General features: G+C 63.4%; 22 protein-coding genes. 8 read left to right on the top strand and 14 right to left on the bottom strand.

Features of this window, described 5'->3' with window-relative positions; translation table 11 throughout:
- Positions 1 to 108 precede the first annotated feature (108 nt).
- Entirely contained in the window at positions 109 to 1,779 is a 1,671-nt protein-coding gene (locus RCO24_RS13890; RefSeq protein ID WP_308962906.1) for a lysine--tRNA ligase, read from the top strand.
- A 209-nt stretch (positions 1,780 to 1,988) separates the two neighbouring features.
- On the opposite strand, the gene RCO24_RS13885 is transcribed toward RCO24_RS13890, so the two are convergent.
- Positions 1,989 to 3,662, bottom strand: coding sequence for a DUF262 domain-containing HNH endonuclease family protein (locus tag RCO24_RS13885; RefSeq protein ID WP_308962904.1), 1,674 nt, complete (start codon positions 3,660 to 3,662; stop codon positions 1,989 to 1,991).
- A gap of 282 nt (positions 3,663 to 3,944) precedes the next feature.
- On the opposite strand from RCO24_RS13885, the gene RCO24_RS13880 reads away from it, so the two are divergent.
- Together RCO24_RS13880 and RCO24_RS13875 are read left to right on the top strand one after the other, a co-directional pair.
- Positions 3,945 to 4,286, top strand: a complete 342-nt coding sequence (locus RCO24_RS13880) for a DUF952 domain-containing protein (protein WP_308962902.1) — start codon at positions 3,945 to 3,947, stop codon at positions 4,284 to 4,286.
- Positions 4,283 to 5,371, top strand: coding sequence for a quinone-dependent dihydroorotate dehydrogenase (locus RCO24_RS13875; RefSeq protein ID WP_308962900.1), 1,089 nt, complete (start codon positions 4,283 to 4,285; stop codon positions 5,369 to 5,371). Before RCO24_RS13880 ends, RCO24_RS13875 begins: the two co-directional genes overlap by 4 nt.
- 3 nt (positions 5,372 to 5,374) lie before the next feature.
- Here RCO24_RS13875 and RCO24_RS13870 read toward each other — a convergent pair whose 3' ends face one another.
- Positions 5,375 to 5,647, bottom strand: a complete 273-nt coding sequence (locus RCO24_RS13870) for a DUF6460 domain-containing protein (protein WP_308962898.1) — start codon at positions 5,645 to 5,647, stop codon at positions 5,375 to 5,377.
- Positions 5,648 to 5,846: 199 nt separating this feature from the next.
- On the opposite strand from RCO24_RS13870, the gene RCO24_RS13865 reads away from it, so the two are divergent.
- A complete protein-coding gene (locus RCO24_RS13865) occupies positions 5,847 to 8,360 on the top strand; it encodes a ligase-associated DNA damage response DEXH box helicase (protein ID WP_308963202.1) in 2,514 nt (837 codons plus the stop codon).
- Positions 8,361 to 8,400: 40 nt separating this feature from the next.
- Positions 8,401 to 9,141: a ligase-associated DNA damage response endonuclease PdeM gene (pdeM, locus tag RCO24_RS13860; protein ID WP_308962896.1), complete on the top strand. Its 741-nt coding sequence runs from the start codon at positions 8,401 to 8,403 to the stop codon at positions 9,139 to 9,141.
- On the opposite strand, the gene RCO24_RS13855 is transcribed toward pdeM, so the two are convergent.
- From RCO24_RS13855 to RCO24_RS13845, 3 genes are all read right to left on the bottom strand, one after another.
- Positions 9,138 to 10,055, bottom strand: a complete 918-nt coding sequence (locus RCO24_RS13855; RefSeq protein WP_308962894.1) for a TIGR02186 family protein — start codon at positions 10,053 to 10,055, stop codon at positions 9,138 to 9,140. The genes pdeM and RCO24_RS13855 overlap by 4 nt on opposite strands.
- 62 nt (positions 10,056 to 10,117) lie before the next feature.
- A complete protein-coding gene (locus tag RCO24_RS13850; RefSeq protein ID WP_308962892.1) occupies positions 10,118 to 11,044 on the bottom strand; it encodes a sulfite exporter TauE/SafE family protein in 927 nt (308 codons plus the stop codon).
- A gap of 251 nt (positions 11,045 to 11,295) precedes the next feature.
- Positions 11,296 to 14,034, bottom strand: coding sequence for a tetratricopeptide repeat protein (locus tag RCO24_RS13845; protein WP_308962890.1), 2,739 nt, complete (start codon positions 14,032 to 14,034; stop codon positions 11,296 to 11,298).
- Between the two features lie 382 nt (positions 14,035 to 14,416).
- Here RCO24_RS13845 and RCO24_RS13840 point away from each other — a divergent pair, with 382 nt between their 5' ends.
- The gene (locus RCO24_RS13840; protein ID WP_308962888.1) at positions 14,417 to 14,932 is read left to right on the top strand and encodes a hypothetical protein; all 516 of its coding nucleotides are present in this window, start codon (positions 14,417 to 14,419) and stop codon (positions 14,930 to 14,932) included.
- A 136-nt stretch (positions 14,933 to 15,068) separates the two neighbouring features.
- Here RCO24_RS13840 and RCO24_RS13835 read toward each other — a convergent pair whose 3' ends face one another.
- The 6 genes from RCO24_RS13835 to RCO24_RS13810 form a co-directional block, all read right to left on the bottom strand.
- Entirely contained in the window at positions 15,069 to 16,127 is a 1,059-nt protein-coding gene (locus tag RCO24_RS13835) for an acyltransferase family protein (protein ID WP_308962887.1), read from the bottom strand.
- Positions 16,128 to 16,235: 108 nt separating this feature from the next.
- Positions 16,236 to 16,673: a GNAT family N-acetyltransferase gene (locus RCO24_RS13830; RefSeq protein ID WP_308962886.1), complete on the bottom strand. Its 438-nt coding sequence runs from the start codon at positions 16,671 to 16,673 to the stop codon at positions 16,236 to 16,238.
- Between the two features lie 153 nt (positions 16,674 to 16,826).
- Positions 16,827 to 16,916, bottom strand: a complete 90-nt coding sequence (gene pqqA, locus RCO24_RS13825) for a pyrroloquinoline quinone precursor peptide PqqA (protein WP_020087993.1) — start codon at positions 16,914 to 16,916, stop codon at positions 16,827 to 16,829.
- Positions 16,917 to 17,515: 599 nt separating this feature from the next.
- Positions 17,516 to 17,605: a pyrroloquinoline quinone precursor peptide PqqA gene (gene pqqA, locus RCO24_RS13820; protein ID WP_020086227.1), complete on the bottom strand. Its 90-nt coding sequence runs from the start codon at positions 17,603 to 17,605 to the stop codon at positions 17,516 to 17,518.
- Positions 17,606 to 17,826: 221 nt separating this feature from the next.
- A complete protein-coding gene (locus RCO24_RS13815) occupies positions 17,827 to 18,129 on the bottom strand; it encodes a hypothetical protein (protein WP_308962884.1) in 303 nt (100 codons plus the stop codon).
- A 160-nt stretch (positions 18,130 to 18,289) separates the two neighbouring features.
- On the bottom strand, positions 18,290 to 18,499 hold the full coding sequence (locus tag RCO24_RS13810) for a hypothetical protein (protein WP_308962882.1): 210 nt from the start codon (positions 18,497 to 18,499) through the stop codon (positions 18,290 to 18,292).
- 259 nt (positions 18,500 to 18,758) lie between these two features.
- On the opposite strand from RCO24_RS13810, the gene RCO24_RS13805 reads away from it, so the two are divergent.
- Positions 18,759 to 19,124 (top strand): hypothetical protein, encoded by a 366-nt coding sequence (locus RCO24_RS13805; RefSeq protein ID WP_308962881.1) that lies wholly within the window; start codon positions 18,759 to 18,761, stop codon positions 19,122 to 19,124.
- A gap of 258 nt (positions 19,125 to 19,382) precedes the next feature.
- On the top strand, positions 19,383 to 20,285 hold the full coding sequence (locus RCO24_RS13800) for a hypothetical protein (protein WP_308962880.1): 903 nt from the start codon (positions 19,383 to 19,385) through the stop codon (positions 20,283 to 20,285).
- Positions 20,286 to 20,616: 331 nt separating this feature from the next.
- On the opposite strand, the gene RCO24_RS13795 is transcribed toward RCO24_RS13800, so the two are convergent.
- The 3 genes from RCO24_RS13795 to RCO24_RS13785 form a co-directional block, all read right to left on the bottom strand.
- On the bottom strand, positions 20,617 to 21,828 hold the full coding sequence (locus RCO24_RS13795) for a hypothetical protein (RefSeq protein ID WP_308962879.1): 1,212 nt from the start codon (positions 21,826 to 21,828) through the stop codon (positions 20,617 to 20,619).
- Between the two features lie 228 nt (positions 21,829 to 22,056).
- Positions 22,057 to 23,031: an HAD family hydrolase gene (locus RCO24_RS13790; RefSeq protein ID WP_308962878.1), complete on the bottom strand. Its 975-nt coding sequence runs from the start codon at positions 23,029 to 23,031 to the stop codon at positions 22,057 to 22,059.
- Positions 23,032 to 23,155: 124 nt separating this feature from the next.
- Positions 23,156 to 23,614: an SRPBCC family protein gene (locus RCO24_RS13785; protein ID WP_308962876.1), complete on the bottom strand. Its 459-nt coding sequence runs from the start codon at positions 23,612 to 23,614 to the stop codon at positions 23,156 to 23,158.
- Positions 23,615 to 23,897 lie beyond the last annotated feature (283 nt).

Genomic DNA, 23,897 nt, shown 5'->3' with positions numbered 1-23,897 from the left:
CGGCGAGCGCGCTCGGGTCGCGCAATTGACGGGCCCGACGCCGCCCCATAGGTTGCGGGCCTCATTCGATTTGCTACCGAAAATCCTCTTTTGCCGAAAGCCCGCCCCATGTCTCAAGCCGCTCTCGATCCGATCCTTTCCGCCGCGCTCGGCGACGCGAGAGCCTGGCCGTTCGAGGAGGCACGCCGTCTCATCAAGCGGCTCGAGAAGCAGAAGGCGGGATCCGACCGAACTGTGCTGTTCGAAACCGGCTATGGCCCTTCGGGTCTGCCGCACATCGGCACCTTTGGCGAGGTCGCGCGCACGACCATGGTTCGCCACGCCTTCGAGGCGTTGACCGGCGGCAAGATCAAGACGCGCCTGCTCTGCTTCTCCGACGACATGGACGGCATGCGCAAGATCCCCGAGAATGTGCCGGATCGCGCGTTTCTCGAGCCCTACCTTCAGATGCCGCTCACCTCGGTGCCCAATCCGTTCGGGGGCGACTATCCGAGCTTCGGCGACCACAACAACGCGATGCTGCGCCGTTTCCTCGACACCTTTGGCTTCGAGTACGAGTTCGCGAGCGCCACCGAGTATTACAAAGCCGGCCGCTTCGACGAGGTGCTGCTGCGCGCCGTCGAGCGCTACGACGCCATCATGAAGGTCATGCTGCCGACGCTTGGCGCCGAGCGGCAGGCGACCTACAGCCCGTTCCTGCCGATCTCGCCGATCAGCGGCCGCGTGCTCTACGTCCCGATGAAGGAAGTCGACGCCAAGGCCGGCACGATCACCTTCGCCGACGAGGATGGCCGCGACGTCACGCTTCCCGTCACCGGCGGTCGCGTAAAGCTGCAGTGGAAGCCTGATTTCGGCATGCGGTGGGCCGCGCTCGGCGTCGATTTCGAGATGTTCGGCAAAGACCACCAGACCAACGCGCCGATCTACGACAAGATTTGCGAAATCCTGGGCGGGACCGCGCCTGAGCACTATGTCTACGAGCTGTTTCTCGATGAGAACGGCGAGAAGATCTCGAAGTCGAAGGGCAACGGCCTCACCATCGACGAATGGCTGACCTACGCGTCGCCCGAGAGCCTCGCGCTCTTCATGTTCCAGAAGCCGAGAAGCGCGAAGAAGCTCTACTTCGACGTCATCCCGCGTGCCGTAGACGAGTACCTGCAGTTGCTCGCCGGCTATCCCCGGCAGGACGGCAAAACCAAGCTCGACAACGCCGTCTGGCACATTCACGGCGGCAATCCGCCGGCCGCCGAGCTCCCGGTCACGTTTGCGCTGTTGCTCAATCTCGTGGCGGCCTCGAACGCCGAGGACAAGTCCGTGCTGTGGGGGTTCATCAAGCGCCACTTCCCGGGAACAAGCCCGGAAGCCTCCCCGCTTCTCGATCAGCTCGCGGGCTATGCGGTTCGCTACTACACGGATTTCGTGAAGACGAAGAAGCGCCACCGCGCCGCCGACGAAGAGGAACGCGCAGCGCTCGAAGCGCTCTCGGCTGCGTTGGCCAAGGCTCCGCCGAATGCCACCGCCGAGGACCTGCAGACGATCATCTACGACGTGGGGCGCGCCGTTCCGCGCTACCAGGATTTCGCTGCCAAAGGCGCGACACCGGAACGTCCCGGCGTCTCGAACGCCTGGTTCAACAGCATCTATGAGATCCTGCTGGGTGAGAGCAAGGGCCCGCGCTTCGGCTCGTTCATCGCGCTGTACGGTATCCCCGAGACCCGCGCGCTGATCGCGTCGGCCCTCAAGGGCGAGCTGCTCGCCAAGGACGCCGCGCCAGCCTAGACCATGATCGCTTCGGACCCTATCAGTCCGAAGCGTGAATCATCGGTCTCACGAAAGACCACCATGATCTCTTCGGGCCAGCGCGCTCCGATCGTCGCGGCCCCTATCGGGCGCGGCGTGAATCGGCAGCGCCGGAAAAGTCCGAAGCGTGAATCATCGGTCTCACGAAAGACCACCATGATCGCGATTCAAGCGAAACTGGGCTGTCTCTAGACCTTGATATCCCAGTCCTTGAACAGAAGCGCGATCAGCTCCTCGGTTCGTTCGAGGATGCGCGCTGGTGTCCAGCTCTCGGCTTCCGCCAGCTTCTGCGAAAGCACGTACTGTGACCGCGCGAAAATGGGGCGCTTGTCCGCCCAGTCGATGGTATCCGCCCTCTGATTGTCTTCGGGCGAAAGCAGCGTGAGGTTGCCGAGCCGGTGCGAGTAGTCGCGCACCGAACGCGCCGACGGAAAATGCGTGCGCCAGCCACTTTTCGGCGCAAACCCGCGCGGCAGCACATGCTCGATGGTGAGCGTCGTGCGCTCGATCGGCCCCGGATCCTGCCCCAGCGAAAGGCTGACCCGCCGCAACACACGGCCGCTGTAGTGCTTGGCGTCGAACGTCGGGCTGCGCAGGTTTGAGGCCGCGGCGTCCCGCAGCGCATTGGTGATTTCGAGCTCGCGCATCTTCGCGGGCGAGACGGTGCGGTCGATCTCGCCAAGCAGCTGGAGGATGCGATTGCTCTGCTTCGTCGGATCGAAGCCTGCGATCTTCATCATCCAGATGAGCCGTTCGAGCTTGCGGAAGAACAGCAGCGTTTCGTCGGGATCTTGGTTGCGCTCGAACCAGAGAAGCGCCGCCGGCACCCACAGTTGCGGATCAATCCACTTGAGACGCTCCGACACGGCCGGTAATGGCCGTCCATCGCGGCCCTCGCTGGATTTGCGCAGCATCGCAAGCCGCTCTGCGGCGGGCTTGAACTGATTTTCGAGGAACGAAAGCCCCGCCCCGGGCGAGTTGAACTTGTAGCCTTCCGCGAGGTCGATCTCGATCGGCTTGCCGCTGCTGCGACGGCGCTTGAGGGTGCGCAGGTGTCCGAGCAACGCATGCATGTCGGCAGCGCCGAGAAGCGCTTCGCAGGATTCCCACACCTTCTGGCAGGCCGCGCGCTCGCCTGGTGGCACGATGGCGATGAGGCTGAATTTGGCCCGATCCGATTTGCTGAAGTCGACGCGCGTCTCTTCCTCGGTCCTGAGGAACGACCACGCCTCCTCGTCGTCCTCGACCGAGGCGACGATCACACAGCACCGTTCGGAAAGGTAGGTCACGAGCGCGTGGCGCACTTCCGGCGGGTAGTCGGCGCCGGAAAGCTCGGTCCGTAGGTAGTTGCGGTTCTCGATGACGTTGCGCTCGGTCTCAGAAAGGAGGTCGAGATCGTCCTCGGGCTCGACCGCAGTGGCGCCGGGTGTCTGCACGAAGCGCTCGCAGGAAAGCGCCATCGCATCCTGCGGTTTCAGCCGCACGCTGTTGCCCCGGACGAAGTCGTTGAGCCGGATCTGCAGCGCGGGATTGCTTTCGAGATCGCGCAACACGGCAAACAACAAAGTCAGCGACATGACGCGCTGATGGCCGTCCACGAGGGCGGTTTCCGGCTGCCCCTGCTTTTTCGCGACCATGAGCTTGCCGAGGAAGTACCCCCGCTTGCCGTCGCTCGCACGCATCGCTTGCGTGATATCCGACAGAAGTCGCCCGATCTCCGCGGTCTGCCACGCATAGGCCCGCTGAAAATACGGAAGCCTGAACTCGTAGACATCGGAAAAAAGCTCTTTGAGCGGTACGACCTTTACGGAAATAACCTCGTGCACGCCAGAACGTCCTTCGCCTTCCACCCTAGTCGACACACGGCTTTCCGTTCCGCGACCTTCGTCGCGAGCAAGACTTCAATATGTCCGTCGGATTGCCTCGGAAAATGTAATCGGGGTTGCGCAACACCCCACAAGCCCGTGCTATGAAGCCCCGCTCGTTTCGGCCACTTGATCCCCCACGAGCGAGTTATAACGAAGCCACGCTCGGAGGACGAGCGTCTAAGTGTAGCGGAAGCGAACGCGAGCGAGAAGAAGCTCGCGCCGGTCGCGCGCCTCGATTACAGGCAGTGAGTGAAACAGGTCACACGAGCAAGCCGCATGATTTTCAAGATTGTCGGTCGAGACGCATGGGCCTCTGCGTGCCAGGAAGGAATTTATCGTGGTTCGCCCGACGATCTTCGCGATGGCTTCATTCATTTCTCCGCGCCCGCGCAGCTGAGGGGCACGGCCGCGAAGCATTTTCACGGGCAAGCGGATCTCGTTCTCGTTGCTTTCGACGAGAAACTTTTCGGCAACGCGCTCCTGTGGGAGCCTTCGCGTGGCGGGGATCTATTCCCGCATCTTTACGGAACGGTGTCCACCAAGGTTGCCATTTGGGAGAAACCGCTGCCCCTCGGAGCAGACGGCGTTCCTCAGATACCGGAGGATATCGCTCCATGATGTCCGCGCTGTCCGGTCTCGCCCGCCCGTTCCTTCTCAAGCTCGATCCTGAGGTTGCGCATGAGCTGACGCTGCGCGCGCTCGAGCTGGGCGCCTACCCGCGCTGTGCCGCGGCGCAAAGCCAGGCCCTCGCGGTCTCGCTGTGGGGAGAGAGCTTTCCGAACCCGCTCGGCATCGCCGCCGGTTTCGACAAGGACGCGCGCGTCCCGGATGCGATCCTGGGGTTGGGTTTTGGCTTTGCCGAGATCGGCACCACCACGCCGCGTCCACAAGGAGGCAATCCCGCACCACGGGTGTTCAGGCTTGTCCGCGAGCGCGCCGTCATCAACCGGCTCGGCTTCAACAACGAGGGCCACGCGACCGCGTTGCGCCGCCTTACCGCACGGCCGCGCCGCGGCGTCGTCGGCGTCAACATCGGAGCCAACAAGGAAAGCTCTGACCGCGCCGCTGATTACGTTGCCGGGATCGAGGCCTTCTATGAGGTCGCGAGCTATTTCACCGTGAACATCTCGTCGCCGAACACACCCGGACTGCGAGATCTCCAGGCGCCTGCCGCGCTCGGCGAGCTCTTGGCTCGCGTGATGGCGGCTCGGGCGACGAAAGTCGCGGCCGGTGCGCCGCGCAGGCCCATCGTCGTCAAGATCGCGCCCGATCTCGCCGAGGACGATATCGAGCCGGTCGTCGCGGCGCTCGTCGCGAGCGGCGTCGACGGTATCGCGGTCTCGAACACGACGCTCGCCCGCACCGGCCTGGTAGATCCGGTGGCCAAGGAAGCCGGTGGCCTCTCGGGCAGCCCCTTGTTTCACCGCGCGACGGTCGTGCTGGCCCGCGTCTATCGGGCGACGGACGGGAAAATTCCGCTGATCGGCATTGGCGGCATCGACAGTCCCGAGGCTGCGCTCGCGAAAATCGAGGCCGGCGCCAGCTTGCTCCAGCTCTACACGGGGTTGATCTATGAAGGCCCGGGCCTTATCGGCCGCATCAAGGCCCACTTGTCCGAAGCCTGCGCCAAGCGCGGCGTCGCGTCGATCACTGAGCTGACCGGAACCCGTGCCGCCGAATGGGCCGCGAAGCCGCTTTCGTAGCGGCTACTCGGCCTTCGAGCGGGCCGCCCCGACCACGCGCGCAATGAGCCAGATCGGGATCACGACCAGCGCGCCGAGCAGCATGTACTCGATCACCCACTCGATGGCGCCGAACCCGAGATCGTAGAGGTTCCGCAACAGCTCGTTGATCCGCTGGAAGAAATTCCGGAGATCGATGCCGAGCGCCTTCATCACGATGCCGACGACGATCGAGATCAGGGCGAGGCGGAGGATTACCCCGAGCGGGTTTCCGCCAAATATCGTGTTACGGTCCATTGGGCGTTCCATAGACGTGGAGCAGGAGGGCCGAAGCCGTTTCGATCGTGGGATGAAACCAGCGAGCCGGCTCACCATCTAGCACAGGGAACGGCGGGAGCGAAGGAAGTCTCAGCGCGTGAGCGGCGTATCGCAAAAGGCCAGGAGCCGGCCAAAGGGCCCGCCGGTTCGGGCCGCCAAGCCCGCGAACGCGCCGGCCGTGCTCCCGGATCAATTCAAGCAGTGGTTCGCCCGCCGCGGATGGCGCCCCCGCGACCACCAGCTCGCCCTGGTTGAGAAATCGCAAGCCCGCCGCTCCACGCTGCTGATCGCCCCGACCGGCGCCGGCAAGACGCTGGCCGGGTTCCTGCCGAGCCTGATCGCCCTCGCGGGTGCCCCGCGCCGCAACAGCATGGGCGCAGGCTTGCGCACCCTCTACATCTCGCCGCTGAAGGCGCTGGCCGAGGACATCTCCCGCAATCTCGTCGCGCCGGTGTCCGAAATGGGCCTCAAGGTCTCGATCGAGACCCGCACGGGAGATACATCGGTCGCGCGCCGGGCCCGCCAGCGGGTGAAGCCCCCGCAGATCCTGCTGACCACGCCCGAGCAAGTCGCGCTGATGCTGTCGAGCGCCGACGCCGGCTATCTCTTCGGCGACCTCGACACGATCATCCTCGACGAGCTGCATGCGCTTGCCCCCTCGAAGCGGGGAGACCTGCTGTCGCTCGGCCTGGCGCGGCTCGCCACGTTGGCGCCCGGCCATATCAAGATCGGCCTGTCGGCGACCGTCGCACACCCGTCGGAGCTTCTGAGCTATCTCGTGCCCCAGACCGCGCCTGACCTGATGCGGTCGATGGCGGATCTCGTCGTCGCCAAAGGCGGTGCCGATCCCGACATCGAAATCCTGGAGATCGACGAGCCGGTGCCCTGGGGCGGCCACTCCGCCCTCTATGCGATGGCCGACATCTACCGCGCCATCCAGAGCCATCGCACGACGCTGGTGTTCGTCAACACCCGCATGCAGGCCGAGCTGGTGTTCCAGGAGTTGTGGCGCCTGAACGAAGCCAATCTGCCGATTGCGCTCCATCACGGCTCACTCGACAAGGCGCGCCGGACCAAGGTGGAAGCCGCCATGAGTGAGGGCAAGCTCCGCGCCGTGGTCGCAACCTCCACGCTCGATCTCGGCATCGATTGGGGCGACGTTGATCTTGTCGTCAACGTCGGCGCGCCGAAGGGGGCCTCTCGCTTGGCTCAGCGCATCGGTCGCGCCAACCATCGCCTCGACGAACCGTCCGCGGCACTTCTCGTGCCCGCCAATCGGTTCGAGGTTCTCGAATGCCGCGCTGCGCTTGAGGCCGCCAAGGCTGGCGAGCAGGACACGGTGATTGCCCGTTCGGGCGCGCTGGACGTTTTGGCCCAGCACGTTCTTGGCATGGCCTGCCACGGACCGTTTCAACCCGATGCGTTGTTCGAGGAAGTCCGCTCCGCCGCGCCCTACGCAGGCCTCACCCGCGCCCGCTTCGATCGTGTGGTCGATTTCGTGGCGACAGGCGGCTACGCGCTCAAGACCTACGAGCGCTTCGCGAAGCTCCGCCCTACCGACGATGGCCGCCTGCGTCTCTCCCACCCATCGCTCATCCGGCAGTACCGCATGAACGCCGGCACCATCGTCGAAGCCCCGATGATCAAGGTCCGCCTCGTCGGCCGCCGCCGCGCGACAGCCTCCGGGAAGTCTGGCGCGGCTCGTCCGTTGATGGGCGGGCGCGTGCTGGGTGAGGTCGAGGAGTACTTCATTGAGCAGCTCTCGCCCGGCATGACGTTCGTGTTCGCCGGAGAGATCCTCCGCTTTGAAGGGATTTCCGAGACCGAGGCCTATGTCACACGTGCGCCCGGTGCCGACGCCATGATCCCGAGCTATGCGGGCGGCAAGTTTCCGCTCTCGACCCATCTGGCCAAGCGTGTCCGCGCCATGCTGGCCGACAGCGAGCAATGGGCCGGTCTGCCGCTGCCTGTCGCCGAATGGCTCGGCCTTCAGAACGAGCGGTCGCAGCTTCCCGGCGTGAACGACGTGCTGATCGAGACGTTCCCGCGCGGCTCCCGTCATTTCATGGTCGCCTATCCGTTCGAGGGCCGTCTCGCCCATCAGACGCTCGGCATGCTGCTGACGCGCAGATTGGAGCGCGATGGCGCCCGTCCGCTCGGTTTCGTCGCCAACGACTATGGCCTCGCCGTCTGGGGCCTTGGCGATCTTTCGCAGCGCATTGCGGACGGAAGTCTCGATCTCGATCAACTGTTTGCGGAGGATATGCTGGGCGACGACCTCGAAGCCTGGCTCGCCGAAAGTAGTTTGATGCGCCGCACCTTCCGCAATGTGGCGGTGATTGCCGGATTGATCGAGCGGCGCCATCCGGGCCTCGAAAAGAGTGGCCGCCAGGTCACGATGTCGACCGATCTCGTCTACAACGTGCTGAGGCGCCATGATCCGGGCCACATTCTGCTGGAAGCCGCCCGTGAGGACGCGGCCACGGGTTTGCTGGATATTGCTCGTCTTGGTCAATTCCTGGCGCGCATCCGGGGACGAATCAGGCATCAAGTTTTGGATCGCGTTTCGCCGCTGGCCGTGCCGATCCTGATCGAGATCGGCGTTGAGCCGGTTGCACGCCTGGCGCGGGAAGATCTTCTGCGGGAAGCGGCCCAGGAGCTGATCGCCGAAGCGACGCGGAAGTCGGGCTGATGTCGGGCGTGTTTGTGGGACTGCTGCGGGGAAACGAGACGTGAGAAACACAGCGCCATTGCTTGAGCTGAAGCCCGAGCGCCTCGACGTCGGCGAATTCAGCCAGCAGCCGGTCTCGATATCCGGTCGCGCCTTCGTGGCCGATGTGTCCGGCGCGCTCTATTGGCCGGCCGAGGATGTGCTGATCGTCGCCGATCTGCATCTCGAGAAGGGCTCGGCGTTCGCATCGCGCGGCATCCTGCTGCCGCCCTATGATACCGCCGCCACCCTCGAACGCCTCGCCGCCACGCTCGATGCCTATCAGGCGTCCACCGTCATCTGCCTGGGCGACAGCTTCCACGACCGCAACGCCGCCGACCGCATGACCGCCGAGGATCGCGGGACGCTGTCGATCCTGCAGGAAGACCGCGACTGGCTCTGGCTCAACGGCAACCATGATCCTGTGATCGATGCGCGCTTCGGCGGAGAGGTTCGCAGCGAGATCACCGTTTCCGACATCACCTTCCGCCACGAGCCCACGGCAAGTCCCGTCACGCACGAGATCGCCGGACATCTGCATCCGGCCGCGCGCGTCTCGTTCCATGGCCACGTCATTCGCCGCCCGTGTTTCGTCGGCAACGGCAACCGTCTCGTTCTGCCGGCTTTCGGCACTTACGCAGGTGGATTGAACGTGCTCGACGAGGCGTTCGCGCCGCTCTTCGGCAACGACGGCTTGTCGGTGTTCGTGCTTGGCCAGGAAGGCCTTTATCCCATCGCTCCCCGCCTCCTCAAAGAGGACTAAGCGGTATCCCGGCGCCGGAACGCCGCCGACGCGAGCAGCCCCGCGACCACCGCCAGCAGCACGGCGAAAAATCCGTAGAGCACCGGTTGCTTCATCGCGAACCGGTAGAGCCACAGCTCCACACCCTCGCGTTCGAGCCGCACCCGGGATTGGAACGAGCTTAGAAGGTCCCCCTCGCGGAACAGGTAGACACGCGCCGTGAGCGGCCCGACCGGTACGTTCGCCGGCAGCGAGATCGCGGCTCGGAACAGGCTCTTGCCGATGAAGATGACGGCATAGTCGGCTTTGATAAAGACGCCTTCCTTCTGCTTCAGCCGGATCACGGCATCCTTGTAGGTTTTGAGTTCCGCCGGTTCGATCTCGAGCACGGATTGCGCGGCTGGCGCCAAGCGCGCGAAGTCGAGGCCAATGGCATGTCTTTGCAGCAGCGGTTCGTCGGCGATCTCCTCGATCGGACGCGTCGAGGCGATGGCGTAATAGCTGGGCGCGCTTTCGTACGCGACGCTTTCCGTATTCACCCAGAGCCCGGCGACGTTTGATTTGCGCCGAGCGAGCAAGGGAGTCGGCATGCCTTCGAGCACGACGATGACATCGTAGTATCCCGCCTCCGCGCTCGGCTGGCGGCTGTTGACCACCGATCCGAACACGACGATCTCGGTGCCGGTGAATGCCGACGTGACGGCGATCGTCCGCGTCGAAACGTCGGCTTCGACCACCTCTTTGGGCTGTTGATCGGCTTTCGCCGGCAGCCGCTCGTCTTTCTTCTTGCGCTGGGCGAACTTGCGAAGCGGGTCCCGCCAGTCCGATGGTGTGGGGCTTGCTTTGCCCGGTTGGGCCTGGCCGCCGGTTTCTGCCTTCCCCGTTCCCTGAGCGACCGCATCGCTTGCCGGCAATCCGGCCCATAGCGCAGCCATGAGGCCCGCCCCAATCAGGCATGCCAGAGGCCGACGGAAGGTGAGGGAACGCACGCGCTTCATCACGGCACCCCGAACGTTTTCGAGATGCTGAACAGCTCGGACGGCGTCACGACGAGATCCCAGCCGATCCGGAAGCAGACCAACAGCACGAGCGCCGCCAGCAGCAGGCGCAGTTGCTCGCCCTTGAGCCGCGCGCCGGCCGCGGCGCCGTACTGCGCGCCGATCACGCCGCTGACGATCAGGATGAGGCCGAGCACCACGTCGACGCTGTAGTTTTCCGAGGCCTGCATGACGGTGGTCACCGCCGAAACGAACACCGTCTGGAACAGCGAGGTGCCGACCACCACGTTGGTCGGCACACGCAGGAGATAGATCATGGCCGGCACCATGATGAAACCGCCGCCCGCGCCCATGATGGCGCCGAGAAACCCGACGAAGGCGCCGATCATCAGCGGCGGAATTGCGCTGATATAGAGCTTCGAGCGGTGAAACCGCATCTTGAGCGGCAGCCTATGGATCCAGTTGTGCTGGCCCGACTGGCGGAGCGCGCGCGAGGTGCCGCTGCGCGTGCGTTGGATCGCGTGGATGCTCTCAATCAGCATCAGCGTGCCGATGACGCCGAGGAACGTCACATAGGCGAGCGCGATGAACAGGTCGAACTGTCCGGCGAGGTTCAAGATGCGCACCATCTTGACGCCGATGACCGATCCGACGATGCCGCCGATCAGCAGCACGGCGCCGAGTTTGATGTCGACATTGTTCCGTCGGTATTGCGCCATCGCGCCGGAAACCGACGAAGCCACCACTTGCGCCGCGCCGGTGCCGACGGCCACGGCTGAGGGGATGCCCGAAAAGATCAGGAGCGGCGTCATCAGGAAGCCGCCGCCGACGCCGAACAGGCCCGACAGGAAGCCCACGGCCGCGCCCATGCCGAGAAACAACAGCACATTGACGGACATCTCGGCGATCGGCAGGTAGATGTGCATGCGGAGAGTATTTTGTGCCGGTGTCGCGCGGGGCGGGCCTCGGTGCCGCCTCCCGTCCCGTGGGCGTCGTCGATTACGAACGTCGTGCACGGCCCGGGAGCGAGAGCGGCGCGAGGGCGAATGTGGCCCTCGCAAGTTTTATCGTATTGAACCTTTGCCGGGAGTACCAGTGCCGCTTCGCCGAAGCTGGCCCGCGCAGGGCGCGCATTTCCCGGCAAAGATGAGCGCGTGCGCCGGGACGCGTGCGAATTCTAGCCGTTCGTGTCGTTATTGACGCGCTTCTTCCAGTCCTCGCCAGCGGCGCGGGCATCGTTGGCCAGCGGAATGAGCGGTTGCGCCTTGAAAGCGGCAACCTGGTTTTCGCCGTCCTTGAGATCTCCGGCGGCCAGCGCGCCCTTGAGCGCATCGCGCCTTGCCAGTGCGTCCATGTCACCGTTCTGTGCCGCGAGCGCATACCACTTGTAGGCGGCCACGCGATCGACCTTGACGCCGAGCCCGTTCTCGAGAAGCACGCCGAGATTATATTGGCTGTCGGCAAGACCGTGCTCGGCAGCCTTGCTGAACCACGTGAGCGCGGTGGCATAGTCGGGTTCGCCGTTGTCGCCGCCTGCCGCGAGCACCGCGAGATTGTGCATGGACTTCACGTTGCCCTGCTCGGCGGCCCGGCTGTACCAGACGCGCGCCCGGCCGAGATCCTGCGAGACGCCAAGGCCGCGCTCGTAGAGCGTGCCGAGCCTGTACTGCGCCTGTGCGAAGCCCTTGGCAGCCGACCGCTGATACCAGCGAAGCGCATCCGCGAAGTTCTGCTTCGTGCCCTTGCCTTCCGCGAGACGAGCGGCGACTTCGAATTCAGCCGAGGCATCGCCATTGGCGGCCGCGAGACGCAGCGAGAGCGGGCCGACGGTCGCGGGCGGCAGATCGAGCGCACTCGAGCGCGCCGAGCGATCACCGGCTTCGGCGGCCGCATCCGGCGGCGTGAAGGCGGCATCGATGCGCCCGCTCTTCTCGGGAAGCAACGCGTCGGGCGAGTGTCCTGCGGCGGCCGTTCCGAGCTTTCCGGAAAGGCTCGCGAGTATCTGCTGCTGGTAGATGTCGGCCACCACGTCGTCGGGAATCGATCCGGCAGGCTTTGCGATCGTCACGCCGCCGGGCGTGCTGGCCGGGGACGTCTCGCCCAGCGTCTCGACGACCGGCGGATCGAGCACGTCGTCCATGTATCCGAGCGGCAGGCCGGCGCCGCCGTTTGCGGCACCCTCCTTTTCGGGCGCCTTGGGGGCGGCCGGAACGAACTCCGCAAAGCTGTTCTCGTCCATGTCGAGCGCCGATCGCGGGCCGGGCGGCGGCGCATCGTGTGCCGCATTCGGATCTGCCGAGGCGGCCGGCTGAATGGTGATCGTCGGTGCCGCCGTCTGCGAGGCGTTCTTGCGATTGATCAGCAGGATGCCGCCGTTGATGGCGATGATCAGCGCGAGCACGCCGGCGAGCAGCTTCGACGAGGAGCCGAACAGGCGCCCGCTGGCGGCGCTCGGGCGCGGCTGAGGCGCAGCCATCGGCGAGCGTACGCTCTCGATGATCATGCGCGGCGTGATGTCGGAGGTGTCGGCGATGGCTTCCGCGCGGTTCGCGGCGGCCTTCATCTTGGCGCGGCGGGCGTCGGCGACGAAGTCGCGGCGCAGCCGGTCGACTGGCGAGTTGTCGTCGTCCTGGGCGGCTGGCGCATCCAGGGCGGGATCGGCCGACAACGCCGAGGGTAACGGAGGCGGGGATGCCATCTCGACGGAGCCGTAGTCGTGGAAATTCTCCGGCGCCACCACCTCGGCATGGGCGCGCGCGTTCTCGAAGGAAACATCCGCGTTGGTGTCCCGGTCGGCGTCTTGCGGAACGAACAGCTCCGCTTCCGCAGCCTGATCCTGCTCGGCCGGCCACGGGCGCGGCTGCAGCTCTTGCTGCTGCTCGATGGCGTCCATGCGATCGAGGATTCGCACCATGGCCTGCTGCAGCGTATCGAGCATGCCGAACGCCGTCTGTTCGTTCTGGCGCTGCTCGGTGATCGCGGATTCGAGCAGACCTTTGAGCTCGTCGTAGCGGTCAGACTGGGCGTTGACGCGTCCTGAGAGGCCGGTCATCAGCGTCGCCGCTTCGGTTTCCGCCTTGCGCTGGTTCATGATCGAGCTTTCGATCAGCGCGCGCAGCTCCTCGTGGCGCTTCGTGTCGGCCTCGGCGCGTGCGTCATCCTGCGTGAGGCGGGAATGCATTTCTTCCGCGGCCTTCATAGCCAGCGCTTCGAGATCGTGCGCAAAGCGGCTGTCGTACTCGAGCAGCTTGCCAATCCGCTCGTCCGAGACCTGGTCCATCACGCTGTGGACGTCTGCCTCGATGCCGTCGAGGCGCGAAACGTGCCGGTCTAGCTCGTCCAGCTTGTCGCCGAGATAATTGATGTGGGTCTCGATGAGCTTCAGCGCTTCGAGATCCGAGCGGCGCACCACGTCGTCGAGAATGGAACTGATATGCTGCTGGAACAGCTCGAGCCGCTCCTCGATCACGCGAATGGTGCTGCCGGGCTTGAGATCGGCCAGCGTGCGTTTGATCCGCTTCGTGACATCGAGAAACCCGGGGCCGAGCCAGTCCTGGTGCGCGCTCGAATTGGCGGGTCCTGAGGAAAGAACAGGGCGCGCGGCTGGGCGGCTTGCGGCGCGGGCGGCGTCCGCCTCGTAGTTCTGCATCAGTGCTTCGGCGCTGGCGGCATCCCATGGCTCGTCGCCCGCCTGGCCCTTGGACGAGGCAGAAGCCGCGTCGCGCTCGGCGGAAGTTTGCAGGTCGAGGGCGCGCAGCCGCTCGACGATCTGCGCGATGGTTTCGCCCTGGCGCCGCTGCGTATCTTCGATCTCGCGCGCAAGCTCGTGGATGGCGTCGCTGCGCGAACCGGCCGATCCGGCGAAGGCGTAAGCGCCCTGCCCGGTTGGCCATCTGTCCTGGTCTGAATGCAGCATTACGGTCCCCAACGGTCACAGCGCGGCGCCCATACCGGCCGCACCCTCGCGAAGGGGGTGAAAGAGGCGGCCGGGCCGCCCCGTCATGCCGGGCTGAAGCGCGTAGGAAGGGTCAGACGAGGCACGAACCAGAAACCCGAACTGTTGAAGGCTCTCAGCCCCCAGTAAATGTTCGGTTAAGTGCTGCTCTGAGGCCGGAAAACCGCCCTGAATCGCGCGTGAGGAGGCTGGCGCTCTCCGACGAAAGCGGCAGGAAGGCCCGACTGATTCGTTTTTGGCGAGGCCGCGCGAAGCGGACGCGGTCACAATCCGCTGCTATTCTGAGCTCAGATCCGCGCGCCTGTCAGGAGCGCGTGTGCCCTGTAAAGGATGGAGAATATCCGTGCGCAGTTCATCTCGTTTGGGCCGCAACGACGGCCGCCTCTGGCTCGCAGGCGCTCTTGCTGTCGGTCTGGCGTTTCCCGCCGTCGCCGCCGGCAACGATCCAGGCCGTTACACGATGTCTCCGGCGGAAGGAGGCGTCATCCGCCTCGACCGCGAAACCGGCGCCATGGCGTTCTGCACCGGCAAGGACGGCGACTGGACCTGCAAGGCCATGCCCGAAACCGAAAGCGCGCTGAAGAAGCGCGTCGAGGAGCTGGAAGGAGAAAAGCGGGCGCTGGAAGCTGAGAGGCAACTCCGCGACGCCCCGTTGGGCGGTCCGGCAGCCAAGGCGCCGGAAGGCGAGCCCCCGGTTGCGGACGCCGCACCTCCGTCTCCGCCGGGCGATCTTCCGGTGCCGAACGAGAAGGACGTCGACAAGCTGTTCGATTACGTCGAGGGCATGGTCAAGAAGTTCAAGGAACGCATCGACCGCCTGGAGAAAGAGGCCAAGAAGGAGCCGGGGATGCCGCTTTAAAGTGCTTCCGGAAAAGTGGGAACCGGTTTTCCGATAAGAAGCACGAGAAAACGAAACCTAGAGCCGTTCCGCGATTCCACCAAAATCGGAACGGCTCTGTGGCGGCGTTCCTGCTCGGCAGGGCCGAGCAGGAAGGTTAGGCCGCTGTCGGCTGAACCCGGGGCGATGCCCTGACCTCTCCTCCCCGCGGCTTGAGGCGAAACAGCGCCGGCCGCGTGAACAGGAAGCCAGCCCACGTTCCCTTGACGGCCCATTGCAGGACGAGTGCGCCAACGATGCCGGCCGCAGCCGATGCGAGCGCGATGGCCGTCGCCGCCTCGCCGCCGGAAAGCTTGAGCAGGACGATCCTGACCGGTCCCATGAAAACGGTGAACGCGAGATAGACCGCGATCGAGTTCCGGCCGCAGTAGGCGAGCACGTCTCCGGCCGCGCGATGCGTGATGAGCACGCTGAAGGCGATGACCGCGGCAATGCCGACATAGGAGAAGATCAGGTCGGGGCCGTGCGTGAGCGCAACGCCTGAATTGACCCCGAGCGCGTTGAAGCCGGCCCACGCGGTCAGCCCAGCCACGAGCGGGATGGCGGGCACGTCCTTGAGCCGATCCACGAACGCAAGCACGACAGGCGCCAGCGCATAGCCCGAATAGAAGAACACGAAGCGGTTCGAGAACTCGTCGACGATGAACACGCCGCTCGCGGGCGCGAACACGTGCAGCGCAGCCGCGACCGCGAGCACGATCCACTTCGGCACCGGCTCCAGAAGCTTGGCGACGACGAAATAGATCATCAAGAGATAGATGAACCACAGCGTTCCGAACGGCACCAGGAAGCTCGTGAGATAATCTGCGAGCGTCGCCGCCGCACCGCTCTCGGCCACCATGCCCGGCGCCTTGAGCGCGAACTGGATCGTCAGCCAGAGCACATAGAAATAGGCGAAGTGCACGACCTTGGTATCGAGGTAGCTGCGCCACGGACGGTCGATGCGTGCGGCGAGGAACAGGCCGGAGATCAGGAAGAAGTCCGGCATGCGGAACGGCCGCGCCCATTCGATGAAGCCGTGCAGGCCGGTTTCGGCGCCGGTGGCTTTCTCGACCCCGAGCGTCGCGTGCATCAGCACCACGAGCACGATGCAGAGCCCCTTCGCGACATCGACCCACGCGAGGCGGGCTTCGGGGCTTTTCTCCAGACGTGTCATTCTTCGCCTCTTCGATGGGGCACGGGCGTGCCGCGACAGCACACGCCCGCTCTTCGATGAGGAGCGAAGCCGGACGTGCCCGTCCCGCGGAGGCTAATCCTGAGATCTCTAGAAAATGAGCCTATAGCGGACGAAATCGTCAGCCAGCGTAAAGCGATCGTAAACGCTGCGCGCGGCGGCGTTCGCCCCCTGCGTATGCCAGTAAAGGCGCGACCAGCCCTTCGACTTGGCGGTCGCGACGAGGTCCCGGATCAGGGCCTCCCCGATCCCGCGGCCCCGATGCTCGGGCGCGACGAACAGATCCTCGAGGTAGCAGATAGGATCGGCCGTCCAGGTCCCGGAATGCAGCACTGACAGGCTGAAGCCGCACACGTTGCCGCTGGTCTCGGCGACGCGGCAATAGAAGCCGTCCTGCCGCCGGATGAGCCGCTCCCAGGTTTTGGCGGTCACCTCTTCGGCCAGGTCAGACTCGTAGAACGCGAGATAGCCGGCCCAAAGCTGGCGCCAAGAGGATTCATCGCTTGGGAAAGCGTCTCGAATTATCACGGTATGACAAGATCCTAGGGGGTGGAGACCGGAGTGTTGCCGATCCGTACCCGCCTGGCTAGTCCAGGTTGCGAAATATGGTCTACGCGCAAAAAAGAAGCGCGACGGCCGCTGGAAGCGGCCGCCGCGCTAAAGACCGAAAGTCGAACGATATCAGATGATATCGATCTCGGCCGGCAGGTACGAGGTGACCTCGAGGCCAACTTCCTGCTCGCGAACCGAGGGCTTCATCCAAGTCTTCATGGGTAGTTCCTCCTTTTAAGAGCGCGAAACGAATAAGCTTCGCACGCTCTATAAGTAGGCAGCTGCCCCATCTATTACCAATTGTATTTTCATTTGCGTTCTATCAGCGGGGCTGATGCTACGGTGTAGCATTTTCGGGGTTCGAAAAGCCCACAAAAACCTCAACGGCCGAAAGCGAAATAGCACGGCGTCGGAAGCCTTGGAAAGGCAATGATACGTTGCTTAAGCCGGTGTGGGTCTCGCCGAAGCGGCGATCGCAGGCGCGCCTCGATGCAGCATTTGTATCAGTAAAATCGCTATGATTTGCGCATCCGATGGCGTCGAGCCGGAAGCCGGAGGAGCATCTACCTAGGGGCAGGCGATGTGCGTGGCGGACGAGTTCCTGCGCTCTGCTCCCGCGTCTGGCAGAGGCGTCTCGCGCATCAAAGAAGGCGCGCGATAAAGCCAGTGCGAAACCGGCTATTCCATAATTGGAAACGATTAGAGTTGGCGTCAGAAAAGCACGAGATCGTGAAGACGGATCGGCGATTCAAATGCACAAAATAAAGACGGCGGCCGCTTTGGCGACCGCCGTCCGAATTCGACAAAAGCCGATCGACTTAGATGAGGTCGATCTCAGCCGGCAGATACGAGGTAACCTCGAGGCCGACTTCCTGCTCGCGAACCGAAGGCTTCATCCAGGTCTTCATGGTATTCCTCCTTGGAATGTTCAGGTGACCAGCGGGCCGCCAGCCCAACTAGTTCTGATGGGTATATAGTCGCAGGCCTCGATAACGGCAAATCGCAAGTGCGTGATCTGCACATCAGGCAATTTTATCGGCACGCAAAGCTCAGCTTATCGCGACAAGATCGAAAAATATTGAATGATATCAATTAGAAAATTCGCACGCTTGGCTCGCCGCGACGCGCCTTATGCGTAAGACCATGCAACTCCGGCGGCCGGCAGGGCGAGCAGCACCAAAGTATGCGCGACCCGAGGGGCACGATTGAGCCAGGCGAGCAGCAGTCCCGGCAGCGTGAACAGGATCAAAGGCACGGCGATCACCGCCGTCATGCCCTCGCCGATCTCGGACCCGAGGGGATCGCTTGATTGCAGCATGAGGTGGACGAACAGCACGAAAAGGATGATCTCGACACTGCCGATGACGAGGGTTGCGAGCCGCAACAACGCCCCCGAGTGAGGCTGCTCCTCGTTGTCGGTGTCATAGGTCATGCACGAACCCTCGAAGCCTCGATCTTTGCGCACCCCTGAAAAGGGCACGCTGAGTTGGCCGCCCTGGCTCTACTGCGATCTATGGGCCCGGCAGATCAAATTCGGATAGCTGGTCGTCGGGCCGCGCCCGATGTGGTTCCGCGCCGCACCTCAGGACTCGCTAGCCGGGCGCCGGCCCCCGTTCTTCATCGAAATCCGCCGCGAGCGCCGCTTCGAGCGCCTTCAGGTCGTCGGGAATCGGCAGACCGTAAGCCTTGAGCTCGTTGAGCCGTTCTGTGAGCTGAAGGTAAAGCTCGTGCGCGTCTTCCGGCTCGTTTTGCATCCGCGTGAGCAGAAGCCCAATTTCCGCTTTCACATCGTCGAAGGCCATGGGGTCATCTCCTAGAGCATGTTCGAGAGAGCGAGCGTCTGTCGTGTCTTGCTCAGATAGGAACGCGCGACGCCCGCCCCAAGATCCGGGATCGCCGGTAGGGCCTCGCCGCTTATGCCGCTAATGATGAATAGACATTGCCCTTAGTCCTTGAGGTTGGTCATAGGGTTGGCCAATTTTGCGTGCCTAGTTTCCAACATGGCTGGGGGGCGGCCATCGGAAAAGGGGTGAGATCGAGAAACGAGAGCCTGGGGGACCGATGAAAAATCCGCACAAAGCCGGCCCGGCCACGGTCGCGCTGATGGTTTGCATTTCGGCGAGCATTTTCGCTGGCGCCGCGAGCGCGGAAGATCAGCCGCAGTATTTTTCCGTGACCGGCGTCGCAGCCGACGACAAGCTGCACATGCGCGACGTCCCGCACGGCGACAGCAAGATCCTCTCGGACATCCCGCCGAAGGCGCGCGGGCTCAAAGGCCTCGGGTGCATGAAGCCGCAGCCGAGCCTCGACCGCTGGATGGAAATGACCGAGGACGAGCGCAAGAACGCCAAGCTCGAATGGTGCCGCATCGAGTACAACGGCCGCCAAGGCTGGGTCGCCGGACGTTTCTTGAAGCCGCAAAACTGACGCGCCCGACTTCGGGCGCGTCGCGCGTTTTCAAAAGCCAACGCCGCGCTCACGCGTGTCTTCCACTGCATCAATGATTGAACCGCTGCTTGCGCGCCTCGCACATCCGCTGTGGCTTCTCTACCTCTCGGCCTGCCACCTGTCTCCGAAGTGTGCTAGCGTCCCCGATGTGTGCGGGATGAACCGGGGATGGGCGGAAAGCGTTGAGCGAGAGCTGCGTGTGAACGGCAGGCTCTCCGGCTTGGTGGGGTAGTGGTGATGCGTTTTGATCTTGAGGCCCTTCGGCAGTTTCTTTCAGCCAATATCTCATCGAGCGTTGGCGCGGTTGCCGCTGCGGGCGGCGCTGCTCTTGCCCTGCTGACGGTTGCTTATGTCGCCTGGCCCGGCTCGCAAGAGGTGCCGGCCGATGCTGTCGTCGTGACCGGCCCGGTGTTTACGCCCGTCGCGATGACGCCGACGGCGCCCGCGCCGATGCCGGCTTCGCGTCCAACCGCGCCGAGCGAGCCCGCTCTCTCCGAAACGCGCTTCAACGACGAGCTGAACGTGACGCGCGCCGTCCAGCGCCAACTGAAGCGTGCCGGCTGCTACGACGGACCGGTCAACGGCATCTGGAACGCGCAGACCCGCCGCGGCATGGGCACATTCACCGATCGCGTGAATGCCCGCCTGCCCGTCGATCGCGCCGATCCGGTTTTGCTGGTGCTGCTCGAAACGCATAATACGACGACGTGTGCGGCAGGCGCGCCGGTAAAGGCCGATGAGCGCCGTGCGGAAGTCGCGAGCATCGACGACCGCCGCCCTGACGAAAGGCGCGAGGCACGCGTCACGGACGTGGCGCAGGAAACTCCCGAAGCGTCGCCGCCGCGCGCCGAGGATCTGGGCTACTCTGCCGAGGCTCAGCGCGCGCCGAACCCGATGGCGTCGGTACAGACCGCGTCGACCGAGCGCGATACTGAAACTTCAGGGCTTGGTGCGGGCGAGACGGGGGCTCTTGCCGCTGCGGGGACGGCCGCTGCCGGCGCTGCTGTTGCGCCGCGCGAGCGTGCTTCGCCTCCTGAGCGTCGCCGCACCGCGCGCAAGTACAAGAAGCAGCCCAATCTCGCCAAGTCCGTCTCGAAGGGCTTTAAGTCCCTCCAGCGCAGCCTCAACAAGCTGTTCTAGGCAGGACGGGCGCTCGGACGCAGCGATCCCGTACGCGAGTTGGGTGCGTGATCGTCCCCACATCGTCATTCCGGCGTGGACGCAGCGATCCCCCACGCGAGTTGGATGCACGATCATTCCCACATTGTCATCCCGGCGTAGGCCGGGATCCAGTCACGTCTAAGAGAAGTCGCCCCGGCCTCTCACTGTCATCCTAGGCCTTGTGCCTAGGATCCAGGCCTCAACGAGTGGCCGTTTGCTGATGCGGAGCATCGCTCCGCGATGACAGCGGCCGTCCACGCACTCGCCATGTCGTTAGCGCACCCATTCTGAAGCGTTTGGGCTTACCGATCTACTGCTCATGGCCGAAGCGTTGAGCGTGATGCTTCAACCAATCCACAAACGGTTTGATCCAGCCAAAGCTGGGTCCGCCAGCATCCGCCAGAGCCTTTATGAGAATTCCATTCTGCAGCACAAAGGCTTGTGCAGCAGCGACCGCCTGACCGCCCGTTCCAACGATGGCGTCCACAGTCGCAGCGCCTCCGGCCACCACCGCGATACCTGTGTTTGATGCCAACAGCATTTTCCCTGCCACTGCACCTGCCGCCGTTCCAGCAGCATTTACATGCATACGCGGTGAAGCGGCCAAGCGGGCAACAGCGCTCCAAAGATTGCGAATAGCATTTCGGCCAGTGACGTTTGACCGATGCTCCTGAGAGCCAATGGCCATTGTCGAAGTCACTGCTTCTATGGTCTGCTGTGCAACGGGAGAAATAAGACTTGGCGCTTCCGCCAAAAGCTTGTTCAGGGCGGATTGCTTATTTTTCAGCTCCATCTCATCTGCATGGGTTCGTCGATCTCTATCGGTTTGATCGTAGAGTTCAATCCCACGCTTGGTGGATTGCAAGAACGGTCCGTGTAGGCCTAAGAGCTGTTGGAGAGGTGATGCAATGCGAATATCCTCTGAAGGTGCATCGCCTCGATCAATTTCTCGCGCGAGTGTTTCTCTCGCAGCTTGCAGTGAAAGGCCGCATGCGTACAGCACCTCGATGTCTCCGTCCCTCAGCTCCGATGTCGGGTGCTGCAGGACCTTCAAATAGCGCTCTGTTGGGCGCCGCAGTGTTGTGTACCCGTTGGAGGATCTTACACTCTCAAAAAGATCCTCCGCGGCTTCGCGCATCATTTCATGGAGTCCGGAAAGTCTACCTCGCTCCTGTTCTGTAAGGGGAGCACCACGGGCCAAAGATAGCCGCCCGTCGACTTCCTGTTCAAAGCGTACACCGACGACTTGGTCGGGTATCTCAGGGGTTGCTGCGCGGATTGGCTTCCACGCGATACCTTGAAATTTAGAGCCAAACCTGAAGCCACCAAAGGCTAGGCGATAGTATCGCGCGAATTCGAATGGGTCGCGATCTTGGCCGAGCCACAGTTTGTACTGGTTGTAAATATCTTGCCCAGAAATTGAGCCAGATTCCGATGCCTCTATTCGTTGGTCGAAAAACTCGCCGAAACTCTGCCTGAACTCCTCAACACGCTCTGTTTCCTGTTGCTTAAGGAGATCCATCGCTCGCGAAACAGTATCGGTGAGCGGCTTGAGTGGGGTTCGCTCCCATTCGCGAATAGTTCTTGCATGGCGATTGATAAGCCGACCCAGTGCGGATTTAGAGAAGAGCGAAGACTTCCTGAACTCTGTAATATCCTTTCCAGTCCATCTCCTGCGCATTTCAGATGCCCACGTCTACCAAATGAGGCGACTATACAATTAGCTGATATCACGTGCCAATCAGCAAGCTTAAAAGCGCCCCACTTCCCAAATCTCTTCCTGCACGCGGATGTCCGCGAGGATGCGATCCAAAAGCAGGCACGTCCGTTTGAAGAGATCTGAGCCGCGCCGATAGTCGGCTGCTGCGTAGAAGTCGACGCGCCCCGCGCGGAACAGCTCCACGCAGGTGTCGAAGCCGCGTCCCTTCTCCTCCGGATGCACCGCGATCGCGTGCCCGCCGCTCTTGCGCGTCAGCGCCATCGACGGCACGTCGGTTTCGCCATCACCGAAGTAGATCATGTTCGAGAACGGGATTGGCCGCTCGCTCTCGGGCATGTGCGCGTTGATGCTCTCGCCAAGGTCCTCGATCCCCTTGTTGATGCGGAACAGATACTGCGTCTTGCCGGTGTCGGTGATCACGCGCTTCGGATACGGCAGCTCGTACGGATCGAACCAGTATTCGGATGCGAACACGTTGTGGAAGTGCTTACGGATCTTCGTTCCCTCGATGATCTCGGTGAGGCCCGACGACACGAGGTAGTGGCGAAGCTGCACGCCGTGGCTCTCGGCGCGGATCTTGATGTAGTCCGCGATCGCGTCGAACCACTCCTCGACGCCCGGAAACAGCTCCACGTCGCGGCCCTGCTTGACGAGATCGGCGCGGTCGATGCGGATACCGCGCTCCTTCGCCTTCTTGTACATCAGGTGCATGTAGGTGATCAGCGGATCGGCGCCCTGCTCGCGCGCGATGCGCCCGCATTCGGCCCAGAACTCCTTGGGGTCGATGCCGAGTTGCGGCAGGAACGAATACTCCTGCATCGGACGCGGCGAGAGCGTGCCGTCGAAATCGTAGACGAGCGCGATGGTCTTCTTGTCGAAGGTCTCGCGCGGCGCGGCGGCCTTCTTCTTCGATTTGCTGGGCGACGAGCCGCCGGACGAAGCGCTCTCGCGTGCGGGTGCCTCGTCGTCCCGCTCCTTGTTCCGCCCTGTCGCGCGCTCGGTCATTGCCGGCTCCTGTCCCGAAAACTGTTGACGGGACTTTCCGCCGATTCGGGTGGCGTCCTGAAGGCGAAGCACAGCGGGATGCACAACTTGAGCAGCTGCGCAGCCCGGTTTTTGGGAATTCGGGCTATTCCGGGATGTCGGGCTCGACCAGCAACGCGAGCTGCATCAGCGATTGTTGCCAGCCGAGATAGCAGGCTTCCGGCGGGATCACAGCCGGCACGCCGGATTGCTCGATGTCGATCTCGGTGCCGCACGACACCGCTTTCAGCTTGATCGTCACCGACATGAGGCCCGGCAAGTTCGGATCGTCGAAGCGGTCCGTATAGCGAATGAGCTCATGTGGAACGAGTTCGAGATATTCGCCGCCGAACGAATGGCTCTTCTCGGTCGTGAAGTTTTTGAAAGACATTTTGAAGGTGCCGCCGACCTTCGGCTCCAGATGGTCGACGTGGCACGTGAAGCCATGCGGTGGCAGCCATTTGGCGAACGCATCGGCATCGAGGAAGGCGCGATAGACCTTCTCGGGCTTGGCCGCAAACACGCGGTGCAGGCGAACGGTGTTGGTTTCCGGCTTGTTCGACATGAGGTCTTTCCTTTCATCGTTCGATTGGAGCGAGCGGCGGTGCCATAGCTTATGCGCGCCGTCTGCCATCAAGACGTTCGACGCAAGCGTCATCCGACAAGGGGCCGGAAGGAAATGTTGTGCCCCATCCATAAGGCTTGTTTTCGGCGCAATTTGCGTTTATCAGCGCCGTCCACATCCGAAGAGATGTGCCATAGTTTTCGAATTGCCGAAGGAGAAGTTCATGCGCCCAGCCACCAACGAGACGCTGACATCAGCCGTCCGCGGTGGCTTCATCGCGGGC

Source organism: Hyphomicrobium sp. LHD-15, from assembly GCF_031157355.1.
In the GTDB taxonomy this organism is placed as follows: domain Bacteria; phylum Pseudomonadota; class Alphaproteobacteria; order Rhizobiales; family Hyphomicrobiaceae; genus Hyphomicrobium_C.
The sequence above is the reverse complement of the archived record's forward strand: the minus strand, read 5'-3'. Positions and strand labels throughout refer to the sequence as shown.

Bases quoted from the DNA above. Each gene is read 5' to 3' on its own strand.
- RCO24_RS13890 (WP_308962906.1), top strand. From the start codon at position 109: ATGTCTCAAGCCGCTCTCGATCCGATCCTTTCCGCCGCGCTCGGCGAC.
- RCO24_RS13880 (WP_308962902.1), top strand. From the start codon at position 3,945: ATGATTTTCAAGATTGTCGGTCGAGACGCATGGGCCTCTGCGTGCCAG.
- RCO24_RS13875 (WP_308962900.1), top strand. From the start codon at position 4,283: ATGATGTCCGCGCTGTCCGGTCTCGCCCGCCCGTTCCTTCTCAAGCTC.
- RCO24_RS13870 (WP_308962898.1), bottom strand. From the start codon at position 5,647: ATGGACCGTAACACGATATTTGGCGGAAACCCGCTCGGGGTAATCCTC.
- RCO24_RS13855 (WP_308962894.1), bottom strand. From the start codon at position 10,055: ATGGCTGCGCTATGGGCCGGATTGCCGGCAAGCGATGCGGTCGCTCAG.
- RCO24_RS13850 (WP_308962892.1), bottom strand. From the start codon at position 11,044: ATGCACATCTACCTGCCGATCGCCGAGATGTCCGTCAATGTGCTGTTG.
- RCO24_RS13845 (WP_308962890.1), bottom strand. From the start codon at position 14,034: ATGCTGCATTCAGACCAGGACAGATGGCCAACCGGGCAGGGCGCTTAC.
- RCO24_RS13835 (WP_308962887.1), bottom strand. From the start codon at position 16,127: ATGACACGTCTGGAGAAAAGCCCCGAAGCCCGCCTCGCGTGGGTCGAT.
- pqqA (WP_020087993.1), bottom strand. From the start codon at position 16,916: ATGAAGACTTGGATGAAGCCCTCGGTTCGCGAGCAGGAAGTTGGCCTC.
- pqqA (WP_020086227.1), bottom strand. From the start codon at position 17,605: ATGAAGACCTGGATGAAGCCTTCGGTTCGCGAGCAGGAAGTCGGCCTC.
- RCO24_RS13815 (WP_308962884.1), bottom strand. From the start codon at position 18,129: ATGACCTATGACACCGACAACGAGGAGCAGCCTCACTCGGGGGCGTTG.
- RCO24_RS13810 (WP_308962882.1), bottom strand. From the start codon at position 18,499: ATGGCCTTCGACGATGTGAAAGCGGAAATTGGGCTTCTGCTCACGCGG.
- RCO24_RS13805 (WP_308962881.1), top strand. From the start codon at position 18,759: ATGAAAAATCCGCACAAAGCCGGCCCGGCCACGGTCGCGCTGATGGTT.
- RCO24_RS13800 (WP_308962880.1), top strand. From the start codon at position 19,383: ATGCGTTTTGATCTTGAGGCCCTTCGGCAGTTTCTTTCAGCCAATATC.
- RCO24_RS13795 (WP_308962879.1), bottom strand. From the start codon at position 21,828: ATGGATCTCCTTAAGCAACAGGAAACAGAGCGTGTTGAGGAGTTCAGG.
- RCO24_RS13790 (WP_308962878.1), bottom strand. From the start codon at position 23,031: ATGACCGAGCGCGCGACAGGGCGGAACAAGGAGCGGGACGACGAGGCA.
- RCO24_RS13785 (WP_308962876.1), bottom strand. From the start codon at position 23,614: ATGTCGAACAAGCCGGAAACCAACACCGTTCGCCTGCACCGCGTGTTT.